The sequence below is a fragment of the Streptomyces mangrovisoli genome (assembly GCF_000974985.2).
GTDB classification, from domain to species: domain Bacteria; phylum Actinomycetota; class Actinomycetes; order Streptomycetales; family Streptomycetaceae; genus Streptomyces; species Streptomyces mangrovisoli.
Map to the genome: position 1 here is coordinate 56536 of NZ_LAVA02000097.1, position 14665 is coordinate 71200.

At 73.2% G+C, this 14665-nt stretch carries 10 protein-coding genes; 2 read left to right on the top strand and 8 right to left on the bottom strand.

The window, feature by feature from the left end; translation table 11 throughout:
• Positions 1-76 precede the first annotated feature (76 nt).
• Complete coding sequence (locus WN71_RS32705; RefSeq protein ID WP_046591913.1) at positions 77-706, bottom strand: TetR/AcrR family transcriptional regulator; 630 nt, start codon at positions 704-706, stop codon at positions 77-79.
• A gap of 164 nt (positions 707-870) precedes the next feature.
• On the opposite strand from WN71_RS32705, the gene WN71_RS32710 reads away from it, so the two are divergent.
• A complete protein-coding gene (locus WN71_RS32710; RefSeq protein ID WP_046591912.1) occupies positions 871-1845 on the top strand; it encodes a zinc-binding dehydrogenase in 975 nt (324 codons plus the stop codon).
• 127 nt (positions 1846-1972) lie between these two features.
• Here WN71_RS32710 and fxsT read toward each other — a convergent pair whose 3' ends face one another.
• The 7 genes from fxsT to WN71_RS32745 form a co-directional block, all read right to left on the bottom strand.
• On the bottom strand, positions 1973-4933 hold the full coding sequence (fxsT, locus tag WN71_RS32715; RefSeq protein WP_046591911.1) for an FxSxx-COOH system tetratricopeptide repeat protein: 2961 nt from the start codon (positions 4931-4933) through the stop codon (positions 1973-1975).
• A 98-nt stretch (positions 4934-5031) separates the two neighbouring features.
• Entirely contained in the window at positions 5032-6276 is a 1245-nt protein-coding gene (locus WN71_RS32720) for an FxsB family cyclophane-forming radical SAM/SPASM peptide maturase (protein ID WP_046591910.1), read from the bottom strand.
• Between the two features lie 212 nt (positions 6277-6488).
• Positions 6489-6692 carry a YxD-tail cyclophane-containing RiPP peptide gene (locus WN71_RS32725; protein ID WP_046591909.1) on the bottom strand — a complete coding sequence of 68 codons (204 nt, stop codon included), beginning with the start codon at positions 6690-6692 and terminating at the stop codon, positions 6489-6491.
• Entirely contained in the window at positions 6689-10039 is a 3351-nt protein-coding gene (locus tag WN71_RS42050) for an SAV_2336 N-terminal domain-related protein (RefSeq protein ID WP_046591908.1), read from the bottom strand. The genes WN71_RS32725 and WN71_RS42050 overlap by 4 nt, the downstream gene beginning before the upstream one ends.
• A gap of 21 nt (positions 10040-10060) precedes the next feature.
• The gene (locus WN71_RS32735; RefSeq protein WP_046591907.1) at positions 10061-11092 is read right to left on the bottom strand and encodes an AAA family ATPase; all 1032 of its coding nucleotides are present in this window, start codon (positions 11090-11092) and stop codon (positions 10061-10063) included.
• Between the two features lie 218 nt (positions 11093-11310).
• Positions 11311-13374: a VMAP-C domain-containing protein gene (locus tag WN71_RS32740; RefSeq protein WP_046591906.1), complete on the bottom strand. Its 2064-nt coding sequence runs from the start codon at positions 13372-13374 to the stop codon at positions 11311-11313.
• On the bottom strand, positions 13367-13855 hold the full coding sequence (locus WN71_RS32745) for a CU044_2847 family protein (RefSeq protein WP_046591905.1): 489 nt from the start codon (positions 13853-13855) through the stop codon (positions 13367-13369). Before WN71_RS32745 ends, WN71_RS32740 begins: the two co-directional genes overlap by 8 nt.
• Positions 13856-14255: 400 nt before the next feature.
• Here WN71_RS32745 and WN71_RS32750 point away from each other — a divergent pair, with 400 nt between their 5' ends.
• Positions 14256-14639 (top strand): CU044_2847 family protein, encoded by a 384-nt coding sequence (locus WN71_RS32750; protein ID WP_052743203.1) that lies wholly within the window; start codon positions 14256-14258, stop codon positions 14637-14639.
• The last annotated feature ends 26 nt before the right edge of the window (positions 14640-14665 follow it).

Sequence of the window (14665 nt, forward strand, 5' to 3'; positions counted from 1 at the left end):
CGCGGATCGGCCCGATGGCCGGACCGGATCGGCCGAAAGTACGACCCCCCGCCGTGAGCCCGCGGTGGGCTCACGGTCATGCGCCCGCGGACTCCGCCCCGCCGTTGGCCGCCGCGATGACGGCCCCCGCCAGCCGGGCGGACCGGGCCGCGATCTCCTCCGGCGGGCAGGGCCGGTCGTGTTCCAGCCACCAGGTGACCGACTGCGTGAACATCGCCCCCAGCACGGTCGCGGGAAGACTCTCGGACGCGCCGCCCCGCACCCCGTCGTCCGCGGGCGCACGACCCTCGGCCGGCGGCCGGAGGTGCCGCTCGACCATGTCCGTCAGCGCGGCCCGCATCTTCGTGGCGAACCACGGGCTGCCCTTCCTGCTCAGCAGGACCCCGTAGAAGCGGTGGTAGCGGTCGATGTGCTCGAAGAACGCCACCCATCGCTCGGCCGGGGAACGGGTCGCTGTGTCGTCGGTGACGGTGCCCAGCAGCGCGGCCATCGCGTCGTCGAAGATCTGCTCGGCGAGGTGGAACTTGTCGTGGTAGTTGCGGTAGAACGCGGACCGGCTGACCATCGCCCGGCCGGTGATCTCGCCGACCGTGAGCCGGTCGAAGCCGCGCTCCTCCATCAGCTCGACGAGGGCGTCCCGCAACAGCTTGCGCGTGCGCCGGACCCGCAGGTTCTCGGTCACGCGGCCGGTCCCGGGCTGGGACACATCGGCCTCCCTGTCCCGTTCGGAACACCTACGCAGCACCGTGCACGGTCTGAGGCTTGTCGGACGATCGAGGCCTGACAACGCTGGAACCGTACAGGCCGCCTCATCCGGGACAGGGTGTCCCGCTCGGGTGCGGGTGTCAATCAGCGAGCGAGGAGCCCCAGTTGAGAGCCGTTCGTGTCACCGGGTTCGGGCCGCCCGAGGTTCTGCGCGTCGAGGAGACGGCGGAGCCGGCCCCGGCCGACGGCCAGGTACTGGTCGACGTCGAAGTGGCCGGTGTCGGCTACGGCGACATCATCGTCCGGGCGGGCCGCTATCCGTTTCCCGTGCCCTACGTCCCGGGGCTCGAGGTGGGCGGCACGGTCGCGGCCGTCGGAACCGGAGTCGACCCGGCCCTCCTCGGCAGGCGGGTCGTGGCCACCACCGTCGGCATGACCGGAGGCTACGCCGAGCGTGCCCTGGCCGGCTCCGGCAACGTCCACGCCGTGCCCGAGGGTCTGTCCCTGGAGCACGCGGTCGCGGTCTTCCAGGCCGGGGCCGTCGCCGTGGGGCTGTTGTCCGCGGTCCGTCTGTGCCCCGGCGAGTCGGTGCTCGTCACCGCCGCGGCCGGGCGGATCGGCTCGCTCCTGGTGCAGCGGGCCAAGGCGGCGGGGGCCGGCATGGTCGTCGGCTCCGCGCGCGGCGCCGAAAAGACGGCCGCCGTGCGGGAGTTCGGCGCCGACGTGGTCGTCGACCACTCCTCTCCCGGGTGGGCCGCCGAGGTGAAGGCGGCGACCGGAGGCCGCGGCACGGACGTCACCCTGGACGCGGTCGGCGGCGGCATCGGCACCGCGGCCCTGGCGGCCACCGCGGGCGGGGGCGGCCGGTTCGGTTCCTACGGATTCACGTCCGGCACCTGGGTGCCGCTGGACGCGCACGAGATCGGCCGCCGCGGGCTCACCATCGTCGGCGCGCTCGGCATCGCCTTCGCCAAGCCCGCCCGGGAACAGCGCGAGGACGCCGCGGAGGCGCTCCACGCCGCCGCTGCCGGCGGACTGGTACCCCGCGTCCACGGCCTCTTCCCCTTGGACCGGGCCGCCGAGGCGCACGCGGCCGTCGAGAGCCGCGAGAGCATCGGCGCGGTCCTCCTCACACCGTGACCGCGTCACGCCCACCACCGCGCCACCCGTGACCGCGTCGCACCACCACCGCGGCACCCGTGACCGCAGCACACGGCCACCGGGTCCGCTCCCGCACGCCGACCGCGGACCGGCCGGGCGCCGTTCCTCAGGTGGGCTGCGGTTCGAAGTCCCAGTAGGGCCGCTCGCGGCGCCGTACGGACAGGGTGTGGCTGTGCTGGCTGCCCAGGGTCTCGGACAGGCTCTGCAGGGCGGCCTGTTCGAGCTTGCCGGCCTCCTGCGTGCGACGCAGCGCGCGCAGGTCGTCGGCGAGCGCCGCCTTGCAGGACAGCGTGAGGGGATGGGTGTCGCCCAGGGCCCGCTTGGCGCGCTCCAGGGTCTCGGCGCTGAGGGCGTGGGCGCCTTCCTCGTCGTCCACGCGGTTGCGGGCACCGGAGGCGTTCAGTGCGCAGCCGAGGGCCCAGGGGTGGTCGTCACCGACGGCCTGGGCCATGTCGTGGAAGGCACGTTCGGCATAGCTGAGCGCCTCGCTGCGCTCACCCGACTCCCACATCACCAGGCCGAGGTTGCCGCGGGTTCCGATGGAGTAGGGGTGGTCGCGGCCGAGGAGGCGCAGGAAGTCGGCGGACACCTTCTCCGCGAGGTCGCGGGCGAGGTCGAGGTCGCCGTGCTCCCTGGTGAAGGTGGCGTAGTCCGCGGCGACCAGCAGGGCGTCCGGGTGCGTCGGCCCCTGGACCTGGACCGAGCGGCGCCAGACGCTGCCCATGGTGTCGGCGGCGCCCTGCAGATCTCCCGAACGGCGCATGCACAGCGCGAGGTTGTGCTCGGCCAGCAGCGTCTGCGGATGGAACTGCTTCATCACGGTGTGATGCCTGCGGACGTTCTGCTCCTGGCGGGAGAGGGCCTCCGGGTAGCGGCCGAGGAGGCGCAGCATCCAGGCGTACCGGTAGCCCGACAGGAGGGTGAGGCGGTGGTTGGAGCGGATCTTGCGTTCTCGGAAGGCCAGGATGGTCCGGTGGATCTCGGCTGCCTCCTCGTACCGTCCGAGGAGTGTGAGGGCGACACCGATGTTGCTCCGGGTCTGGAGGGTGAGGACTTCCTCCTCGCCCAGTTCGCGGCGGTAGACCCCCCACACCGCTTCGAAGGTGCGCAGTGCCTCGGGGTAGGCGCCCAGGCCCATCAGGGTGCCCGCGAGGTTGTCCTCGACCCGCAGCAGGTCCAGGGTGCTCGTCGGCTCCTGTTCGCCGAGGGCGACGACGAGCGACCGGCTGACCGACTCGGCCGCGTGGTAACGGCCGAGGCGGCGCAGCATGTTGGCGTGCTGGAGGGTCACGACCTGGGTGTCGCGGTGGGTGGGTCCGAGGTCGCTGCGCCAGCGTGCCTCGACGGGCTCGCAGATCTGCAGTCCGCTGCTGTACTCCCCGCGCGCCTTGAGGCACTCCAGGCAGTCCTTCACGAGTTCGCGGACCGCGCGGTCGGTGGTCTGCAGCGCGCCGGAGAACTCCAGGTGCGGAATGAGCTGCGCGTACCTGGCCCATTCCCGGGTGTCGTCGGGCGACTTGGGCGTGGCCGAGGCCAGCACCCGTTGGGCGGTGGCCTCCATCCTGTCGTGCTGGTCCGGCGTCAAAGTGTTGCGTACGAAGGTGTGGTAGAGCCGGTGCATCTGCACGGTCTCGACCGCGGGCACCTCGGGTGTGCTCTGGTAGTCCAGGCGTACGGCGGTCGCGTCGGAGAGGTGTTGCAGAACGGCGCTCCAGCGCAGCGGGTCGGCGGCGAGGTCGGCGAGGTTCTCCGGCAGGTTGTCGGGGCGGGTGGTCTGGATCAGCCGGACCGGGATCGCGTCGGGCGAGAAGAACACGAAGAGCTTGAGCAGTTCGACCGCGGACGGGTGCTTGTCCTTGAGGGTGTTGAAGGTGATCGACCACGCGGTGGTGAAGCTCATCGGGTAGTCGGCGTACTGGACGCCGACGTTCGTCGGGTTCTGCCGGATCTGGTCCACGTAGTCGCGGGCCGGCATGGCGGGGTTCGCCTCGAGGTACGCGGCGGTCTGGGCGAGGAGCAGCGGCAGGTCCTGGACGGCGGCGGCGAGGTCGCTCGCCTCTTCGTTCGTCAGGCGCTTGGCCCGGCGGCGGATGTAGGCGATGCTCTCGTCCCGGTCGAAGGGCTCGACCTGGATCGTCTCCGCGTCACCGCTCGAGGACCAGTCGCGGGTGCGGGTGGTGATCAGCACATGGCCCGGTCCGTCCGGCAGCAGATCGGCGACCTGGATGTCCTCGGGTTCGTCCACGCCGTCGAAGATCACCAGCCAGCGCCGGTGGGGGGTGCCGCGGACCAGGGCGTCGTGGACGGCACGGATGCGCTCGCCGACGGACTCACCGACGGTGAGCTTCATCTCCTGGGCGAGTCTCGCGAAGTCGTCACGGGCGGTCACCCGGCGCGAGCCGTTGACCCACCAGACCACGTCGTAGTGGTTGCCGAAACGGTGGGCGTACTCGGCGGCGATCTGGCTCTTGCCGACGCCCGAGGTGCCGTGGAGCATGACGCGGCCGCCACCGGGGCCCTGGTTGAAGAGGGTGTGCACCCGGTCGAGGATCGGTTCGCGGCCGGTGAAGCGGTGGTTGCGGCGCGGGGAGCCGAAGACGGTGGGCCGGTCGTTGGGGAAGCGGGGACCCTGACGGTCGCCGTTCACGGGTGCCGCGGTGGGTTCCACGCCCAGTCGGGTCAGTATCTTGCGGCGCGCCTCGCCCGATTCCAGGTCGCGTACGTCCACCGGGCGCAGGGCGACGGCCGTGGTGGGGAGCGTCTGGGTGGCGACGCTGACGGCGGCGAAGCGGTCGGCGTTGGGCGGCACGACCTGGCGGAGCGCCTCGGTCCATTCGCCCTGGGAGCGCGGGCCGAGCTGGAAGTACCAGTCGTCGAGCACCAGCACCACCTGGTTTCCCGCGGTGAGCAGGTCCTCCAGCGCTTCGGCGAGGGGTGTGCTGACCGGTGGGTTCCAGCGGACGGGGTAGGCGGAATGCCCCAGCCGCTCCAGTTGGTCGGCGATCCACACCGCCCAAGGCCGGTTGAATCCGGCGTAGCTGATGGTGAAACTCGGCAGCCCGGACATCCGACCCTCCGTCACGGAACGCGCACGCGTGGTACTCGGAACGATATCCCACTCGGTGGGGCCTGAAGCGTCGTCAAACGGCTCCATTTCGCTGCGGGTCAGACGCCGTCGGGCAGGGCGGTGGCGAGCCGGGCGGCGATGTGGCGGATGATCCTCTCCAGGTCCGCGCAGTAGACCGAGGGCTGGTCGAAGCCTCGTCCGGCCCGGTATCGATGCGCGTAGTTGCCGCCGCCGCAGACGCGCTGCACGGGGCACGAGCGGCACTTCTCGGACAGGGCGGCGGTGCCGAGCTGCCGGGCGACGAACCCGGGCAGGTCGAGGGCGTCGTCGAAGCTGTGCCGGAAGACGTCCAGGCCGGTGGCGGGGGCTCCGTGGTAGGCCGACTTGAGGGAGTCGACCTGCTCGACGGCGCCGTCGGTGTCGACGACGACCGTGGCGACCGGCGAGGTGCCGACGGCTTCGGTGGCGCTGCGCAGGCCGAGCAGGAGAGCGATGATCTCGGAGAAGAGCCGGATCGAGGTCTCGAAGCGGTCCGCGTCGAACCAGCGGTCGAACACGGCCGCCAGCCAGTCGCCGTACGGCGTGGAGCGGCCGTCGTGCCCGGGCGGGGGATGCGACCAATTGGCGTGCGGCAGAAGGAAGTCGAGGGAGGCCGGAGCGAACTGCAGCAGGGAGGTGTAGGTCTCCACCGGGTCCTGCCCGATGTCGATGGTCGACAGGATGCCCGCGTAGCCGGCGGGGTGGCGGGAGAGCAGCGCGAGACCCTGTGCGGCGCGCGGCCAGCTGGGCCGGCCCTGATGGTCGACGCGCCGGGCGTTGGTTGCGGGGGTGCCGCCGTCGAGGCTGACCCCGATCCGTATCCCGGAGTCCGCCAGTTCGCCGATCATCGGCTCGGTGAGCACGGTGGCGTTGGTCTGCACCGAGGCGCGGACCGCGCACCGGCCGGCGGACGCCTCGCCGACGGCGTCCCGGATCAGACCGACGCAGTACGGCAGGAACGCGGGGCCGGAGAGCAGGGGTTCACCGCCGTGGAGTTCGACACGGATGTCGGTGAGGCGGTGTGTGCGGACATGTTCGGCGATGCGGTGGACCACTTGCCGAAGAACCGTTTCCTCAAGCCGGGTGGGCCGGTCCCGCCAGCTGCTGTCGGCGGCGTTGTAGACGTAGCAGTAGGCGCAGTTGAGGTTGCAGCGGCTGTTGACCTTGAGCACGAACTGACGGAAGGGGACCTGGGGCAGTCCTCGGGCCCGCAGCGCCGGTACGTCGAGCGTGCGGTGCGGCCACGGGGCGACGGAGTGGTCCGGCGGCTGCGCGGCCGCCTTCGGAACGGTCCCGTCCGACATCCTTCCCCCGTTCGGTCCGTGGTGCGCGACGCGTCGTACGACGAGAGCGACATGGTGCCCGAGCGCGCGCGGCAAACCCCCAGGGACAGGATCTGACCGATTAGGGAGCGGTAGTTGCCCGGTTTACGAAGCCGCGGTCACCGGCATCACGGCCCCGTGGTCGCCCGGTCACGGCGCCGTCGCGGCCCGTGCCGCCGGGTCCGGGCGGAGCCTCACATCGCCTCGGGGCTGTCCTCGTAGTACGCCACGACGGTGGAGGCGTGCGCCTCCTCGGCTCGTGGCAGCAGTTTGCGCGCCACGCCGGAGAGCACCGGATGCTCCGACCCCGCGCATCCGGCCAGATCCACATCCGTGAAGTCCGGCAGGCCTGCCGGGCCGGGCGACGGGGCCGACGGGTCGGCAACCCCAAGCTTCACTGAAGTCCTCCTTCGTGGCTCCCGGGCGCGTCGCCCCTGTCGGATCGTTCGAGTTCGAGGATGCGCCGCCGGGTGAGCGCGGCCTGCGGGCCGTTGGCGGTGCCCGCGACGCGCCATTGTTCCCAGGCGGCACGGTAGGCGTCCAAGGCCTCCGGGCGTCCGGCGACGGCTTCCAGGATCTCCCCGCGCAGGTGGTGGGCGCGGGCGGCGAGGACGGCGGCGTCCGGGGCCGTGGACTCCAGGGCGGCGTCGGCGGCGTGGAGGTAGGAGGCGGCGGCGGATTCCATGCGGCCGCTCAAGAGGCGCTGGACGTCGCCGTGTTCGAGCCACGCCTTCGCGGCGGTGGTGTGGTCGTCGGCGTTGACGGCCTGGCGGGCGGCCAGGCCGAGGACCCACTCGGCCTCGTACAGGTCGGTGAGGGCGCCGCCGTGCGTGTACCGCAGGTGCAGGGCGTGTCCGAACAGCACCCGCCGCCCCGGCAGGGCGGGGTCGGACTCGCGGGTCTCGCGCAGCGCCTCACGCAGGACCCGGACGGCCTCACCGGCCGCGCGGGCCGCCTCGGCCGGGTCGGCGGCTTCGGCGAGGACGCGTTCGACCAGGATGTCACCCCACTCGGTCAGCAGCACGGGGTGCTCGGGCGTGCCCCGGGTCGCGTTCTGGGCGATGGCCACGTTCTCCTCCGCTCGGGCGAGCTCGCTGCGATCACCGCCCGCGTCCCAGCGGGCGCGCAGGCTGCGCGCGAGGCGGCGGCGGCAGTCGGCTTCCACGGCGTCGGAACCCGCTGCGGCGCGCAGCGCACGGTACAGGACGTCCAGGGCCGCCTCGGAGGTCACGCCCTCGACACGCTCGTACGCCCGCGCGAGATCGAACAGGACGGGGACGAGCGCGGGCCCGTCCAGGGTGCGCGCGGCCGCCTCCAGTTCGGCGACGGCCATCTGGGCGTCGGCGCGCCCGGCCGGGCCGGCGGCGGCCAGGTCGAGCAGCAGACGGGCCCGGCGGGAGAGCACCGCGGCGGGGACCTGACGGCCCGGCGGCCAGCTCTGGCGCAGACCGGTCAGCTCGCCCAGGGCGCGGCCGGGGGCGCCGGGGTCGTCGCCGAGCCTGGCCCGGCGCTCGAGGACGTCGGTGTGCTCCAGCACCGCGTCCTGGGCCGCCCGAGGATCGCCGGAGCCGCCCTGGAGGGCTGCCAGAAGACCCGTGACCGCCTCGGCGAGCCGGGCGTCGGCGTCGGCGAAGGCCCGGCCCGCCTCCGCGGCGCGGCCGGCGGCCAGATGGTCGTCGCCGCGCCGCCGGTCGACCCGGCCGCGCACGTACGAGGTGTACGGCCCCGGTACGGCGGCCACGGCGGCCACCGCGGCTTCCTCCGCCTCGGCCAGGGCACGGGGGTCGTGGGTGACGTCCCAGAGGGTGATCAGGACGTCGGCGAGTTCGGCACGGCTGTCGGGGGCGGGTTCCGGGGGGTCGCGCAGCAGTTGGACCGCCTGGAGGAGATGGCTGACCAGGCGATCGCGCCGCCACTGGCCCAGTGCCTGGTCGACGCGCTGCCGCCAGACGGGGGTGGGGTCGGCGCCGGCGCTGTCGGGGACCGGCCGCGGTTCGGCGGGCGGGCGGGGCTGGAAGCGGAAGAGCACCTGACGCGCCACGTGCGCGAACGACTGCGGCACCTGCGACACCGGGGGCAGCGCCTCGTCGGCCCCCGCGGCCGCCACCGCCGAGTCGGTCTCGTCCGCCGGGACCGAGCCGGCCAGGTAGGCCGCCGCCAGGGCCGGGAAGTTGCGGGCCCGGCGGCCGAAGTGGTGCTCCACGTACCGCGAGCAGTGCTTGAGGATCAGCGCCGCCTCGCCCCTGCCGAGCCGCCGCAGCAGCAGTTCGCCGACTCCGGGCCGGAAGGTGTACCACGGGCCGCCGTCCGCCGCGCCGTCGTCCTCCGTCGCACGGGTGAGCACGCCGCCCAGCAGCACCTCGGCCAGTTCGGCGGGGCCGGTCTGGGGCAGCATGGCCCGCTGGACCAGCTGCATCACGGGCAGGGCGAGCGGGACGGCGGAGAAGTACACCACCAGTTGCTGGGCGGCCGGTGACGCGGCGGAGTTGAAGGCGTCCAGCAGCGCGGCCGGATCGCTCGAGGCCGCGCCGCCCGAGCCCGCACGGGCGCCGGGGTGATCGGCGTACACCCAGGCCGCCGCCGACCCGGGGACGGCCACCGCCGGGCCGGCCACCAGCCGTGCCCAGGCCCCCAGCGCCGGCCTCGTCGGGCTGAGCACGGGCACCGCCACCGACGACGAGCCGCGCCCGGGCCGGTCCTGGGCGCGGCGGGGACGAAAGCCCCACCCGGCGACGCCCAGGGCGTCGCCGCCCGCACGCCGGGTCAGGGTGCCGGGGCGCGCGGGCAGATGCGTGCGCCCCCACATGCGCTGCGGCAGCGGCTGCACGACGGCGATCGGGGCCACTCTCGCCCAGTGGTACAGCAGCTGCTGGGCGCGGCCGCTGCGCCACAGCGGCCCGGCGCAGTCGCTCACGACCAGGGTGAGGCGGCGTCCGGTGGGATCACGCAACTGGTCGGCGGGGCGCAGCGGAGGCAGCCGGCCCGGATGCCCGGTGGGGGGACGGGCACCGACCGACAGGCCGGTGACATGTGCGGGGCCGGGCCCCGCGACGGAACCGGTGCCCGCGTCGGCGTACGGCGCGTACTGGGGGTTCGTGTCGTACAGGAAGTGCACGTGCACATCGCGGAAGGCGCCGATCTGTTCGCAGACCTGGCGCAGTTCCTCCAGCAGCTGCTCCCACACCACCGTGGACGACGAGACGTCCATCAGCAGCTGCATGGTGGTCTCCCTGCGGTGCACCCCTCGGAAGACCGGCACCACCAGCCCGCAGCGCGCGCTGACATCGGCCGTGGCGTTCTCGTCCAGCTCCCGGCGGCGCGGTGGAGTGGGCGGACGGTAGCGCTGCAGGGGGCGCAGAGCACGCTGGAGCGGCAGGAGCCCGGAGAACGCGGTGGCGGTCGGGACGCGGACGAGCTGGGTGGGCTGGTCCTCGTCGACACGGCCCTCCGTGCCCTGCGGAGAGGCCATGCGCAGGGCGGCGGTCGTCGTGTCGCGACCACCGGCGAACGATTCCGATCCATCGATGGCCGAAACCGTTCGTTCGAGCCCCGTCGGCGACGGTGCGCCCCCCTGAACGGGCTCCGGGGTCCCCGCTCCGGCGGCCGGTTCCCCGGACGGGGGAAGCCAGCGGGACAGCCACAGGGCGTCCGCGATTCCGCGCGCGTCGGGCCGCAGGCCGCTGTCGCGCATGCGGTCGATCAACTGCTCGAGCGCGCCCTCCTGCTGGGCGCCGTCGTCGGCCATGCCCCCCGCGGACAACGCCGTTCACCTCGTACGGTCGAGCGGCTGCATGAGCTGTTCGGCGATGCGGGTCCGCGCGCCCAGGTCCTCGGGGGCGGCTATCTGGGCGAGGTAGATGGCGTTGAGCAACTGGTCTGCCGCGCGCACTTCGCCGGAGGGCCGGTCGAGGAACATCTCTATGATCTCGTCCGCGGTGCGGGTCCCGCCCGGTGTCTCACCGAAGTGGGCGCGCACCATGGCGGCCAGCCGCTCCCGGTCGGGCGGCGGAAGCTGGAGATGGATGCAGCGGCGCAGCAGCGGCGCGGGAAAGTCACGCTCGCCGTTGCTGGTCAGGACGATGAACGGGAAGGCCGCGCAGCGCACCCGTCCGTCGCGCACGGTGACCCGCCGCCCGTCGTCGCTGAGCACCTGCACCTCGGGCACCCGGTCGGCGATGCGCTCCAGCTCCGGGATGGCGAACTCGCCCTCCTCCAGCACGTTCAGCAGGTCGTTGGGCAGGTCGATGTCACTCTTGTCGAGTTCGTCCACGAGCAGGACGCGGGGGTGCTTGTTGGGCAGCAGCGCGGTCCCCAGCGGTCCCAAGCGCACGTACCGTCCGATGGCCGCGGCCGGGTCGGACTCGCCTCCGGCCTCCAACGCCGGTTCCGTACGCGCCAGTTGGACATCCTGGAGGCGGGCGATGGCGTCGTAGCGGTAGAGCCCGTCCTGCAGCGACGTACGGGAGACGACGGGCCAGTACAGCACGCGTCCCAGGCCCAGCTCGTGGGCGACGGCGTGGGCGATGGTGCTCTTGCCCGAGCCTGGATCGCCGGTCACCAGCAGGGGACGGCGCAGATACAGCGCCGCGTTGATCAGCTCCAGCTCCTCCGCGCGGGGCCGGTGGAGCCGGGCGCCGCCGGCGTTCACGCCCAGCCTGCGGGTGGAGGCCGTACCGATCCCCTCCGGGGGCTCGACCAGGGGGCCGCCGTCGAATTTCCGCCATGGCGGCGGAGCCGGAATGCGGTCCATCCCGTCGTGCGGCTCTCCGGTTCCGCGGTAGATCAGCCACTCGCTCACGTCGGGCTCCTCGTCACAATAGGACCGGTCGGGGCTGGTGTTCGGGGGCGGCTGAACCTCGGGCAGGGGGCGGGAACACAGGTAGTGACCTTATGAGGTTAACCCCCGTGGCACAGCGGAAACGCCCTACATTCCGGCCTATGAATCGTGACCGGGCCCGGGGGCCGCACGCGCGGCGCACGCGTGCTCGTCCTCCCGCTCACGACCGGCGCGCGCCGTCACGGCGCGTCCACGCCCGGCGATTCGACGGGCCCCTCCTGATGCGCCGGCAGCGGCCGGGTCGGATCGTCGTGCAGGAGCGCGAGCAGCGCCATCGCCTCGGGGTCGCCGCGCCAGTACGCCTCCGCCCGCCAGCGCAGCAACCGCGCCGGCAGCCTCCCGGCAGGGGTCCGCTCCATCAACCGGGCCGCCGCGCCGCGGAATCGCACGCACTCCTCCCCGCAGGCACGGTCCTGGTGCTCGCCGATCCGCCACAGGGCGATGCCGTGGCCGCTGGTGAGCACGTCCTGCAGCATCAGCCGGCCCTCCGGGTGCCCGGCCGGATGGCACAGGACCGGGATCTGCCCCGCCAGCGCGTGGGCCGAACGTCCGGGGCGGCCCGGTCGGCCGGGTTCCGGGATGTACAGGGGCCGCAGCGGGCTGCCGTTCGACGCGGCCCAGCGCAGATGCCAGTCGCTCGCGCTCTTCTGGCGCTGCGCGTCGTCCGGCTCCGGCTCGTCGTCCTGACGCATCCCCCGGCGCAGCACGTCGCGCAGTACGACCTCACGCAGCGCCCCGATCGGGGCACTCTGGTCCCCCGACAGACGCCAGTTGTGCACCGGGGTGCCGAAGTACTCGGGAGGCAGGGCGACTTCGAGGCGACGGGCGGCGCGATGCGCCTCGAAGGCCCGGTACAACGGCACTTTCAGCACGTCGGCCAGGCGGCCGGCCGGCACGCCGTCCCCGCTCTCGTCCTTGTCGAGCAGCACCGGGGCGTCACCGCCGTCCCGGACGAGCCGGAGCCACCAGTGGAACGCGGGGCTCTCCCCGTACGAGAAGGGAGTCTCCTCGATCTCCAGCAGCAGGGTCGGGATCTGTTCCGGCATCGACCGGGCGAGCTGGACCCGTTCGGTCGCGGGGAGCTGGCGCGCCTCCGCCCAGGCCCACTCGCGGGCCGCGCGGGCCGCCGCGTCTGCGTGGTCTCCCGCCGCCAGCAGCAGGTAGTGCAGGAACACCCGCTTCTCCGCCAGCCCCGCGGGATCGTAGAGCTGGCCATGTCCGTCCCGCCAGGTCAGCAGCGGTTCCGTCTCGGGCAGCCGAAGCAGGGCGGGGCCGCCCAGCGCCAGCGCCACCCGCCCCTCGACCGCGTCCGGCCCGTCGGGCGGCGGCAGCGCGGACAGCAGTTCCAGCGCCTTGAGCCGGCTCACCGGCGTCCAGCCGAACACGCTGCTGCCCAGCTCCGCCTGGACGTCCGCCCAGGTCTCCCGGACCTCGCCGCCTCCGGAGTCCCGGGGATCCTGGCGTGCGTGATGCCACCGGTCGTGCGCGCGCAGCAGGGCGGCGTACGGGCGGGGGCCCAGTCCGGAGCCGTACAGCGGTGCGGCACCGTCGAGTGCGCGCAGGGCGCTCAACTGCACCGCGATCCCGCCGTCCAGGCCCCGCCGCTTCGCCTTGACCACCCCGACCACCTCGCCGCGCACCGCGTCGAGGACCGGCCCCCCGGACACCCCGTAGGGGACCGAACTGCCGCTGCCCAGCCGGAAGATGTTCCGCCCGTTGCGGCCGGCGATCCCGCAGTGGCCGTACCACTCCTCCCACTGGCCGCTGATCAGGTCGAACCACCAGCCGAACGCGGTGGTCTCGTCCCCCACCGGCCCCAGCGGGGGATCGGACCGGTCGGTCAGCCACACGCAGTCGTGCTCCGGGAAGCCCCCGTCGAGCCGGACCAGCGCCAGATCCGGGTACAGGGCCTGCTCGTTGGCGGCCAGCGCGTCCGCCTGGGCCGCCCAGCGTTCGACGGCCTTCGGGCCCGGCAGCGCGTACACCGCCCGGCCGCTCCACCGCTTTCCGCCCTGGAACCCGATCCGCACCCGGTCGCCCATCCAGCGGCGCACCCCGTCGGCGTCCCGGCGGATCAGGACATGGGCGCAGGTCAACACCCATCCCGGGGCGACACAGAAGCCGCTGCCCCACCCCTGCGGCCCATGGTCGTCCGGCGGCATGATCCGCACGGTCGCGGCCTGCGCCAGCCCGTACAGCGCCCGTCGGGCCCGGCCGGCCCCCGTGGACGCGGGCTCAGGCATCCGTCCCCTGCTCACCGCCGGCGTCGCGCCCGCCGAGGTGCCAGGTGAGGGTGACCGTCAAGGACGCCTTGGCCTCCCCGTCGGCGAGGACGGCGGCGATGGCCTTGTTGGGCTTGAGGGCCAGTTCGACGGCGAACTCGGTACTGATCTCGTCCGGCTTGACTGCCTTGGCGGCGTCGTGGACGGAGGCGCCGATACCGGTGATGAGGGAACGCAGCCCGAGCACCCGCCCGGCTATCGCGTCCAGGGTGCCGACGTCGTCGTACTGCTCACCGTCGTACGACTCGGCCTCGTACGGCCCTCCTTGGCGCGGGTCGCCGTCGCGCGGCGCGCCCTCGTACGGCTCGGCGTCGTACTGCTCACCGTCGCCCTCGCCCTCGCCCTGAGCGCTCGCGCCGTCAGGCGTCAGCGGCAGAACCGTCAGGCGCGCGAGCACGGGCGTGCCGTCCGGCAGCCTGATCTCCTGAATCCGCTCCCCCATGGCTTCCCCCTGGCCCATGCGTCGCCTCACCTCTCAGCGGCAAGGCCGTCCAGATTATCCGCCGCCGGTAATTCCCGCGACAGAACACCGCCGACAATGCGGGCGCATGAAGGTGTCTTCACCAATTTCCCGCAACCTTCCTCCCTGCGGGCCGACTTGCTGTAGTCGGACCCCGTGCGGGCCGGGCTGTCGACGCACACCCGTCCGCTGTCGCGTTCGTCAAAGGGCGTTGCTTTTCGAGCCTCCGCCACGGGTAGGGCCGGCGGATAGAGCCGGCCGGATTATCCGGGAGGCGGCACCCACGAAAACAGGGCTCTCGCTTCCTCCGGCCACACGTCGAGATCGACTCCGGCTAGAATCTCCGGCAGCTTCACCGCAACGCCGTTACCGAGGGGGGACCTTGGCACCGCAGCCGATCGAACTCGCCATGCCGGACGGCCAGGTGATCTGGGCCATGGTGGACGGCCCCGCCGGTCGCGGCCCGCGGGACACCGGGATCGGCGACCAGGTCGTCCAGCGGATCGAGGGCTTCCAGGAGTCACTGCACGCCGTGGCGGAGAACGTCCGCGCCGCGGTCGCGAACGCCAAGCCCGACGAGGTCAACGTCGAGTTCGGGCTGGAACTGGCCGCGGGCAAGCACGGAGTGGTCGCCGCGTTGACGGGCGTCGGCGGGAAGGCCACCTTCAAGGTCGCGCTGAAGTGGACGACGACCCCCACCCCGGCCGTCCCCGCGCAGCCCCAGCCCCAACCGACCGTCACGGCACCCTCCCCCGGCCAGGCATGACGCACCTCCGCGCCGTCGTCACCGCC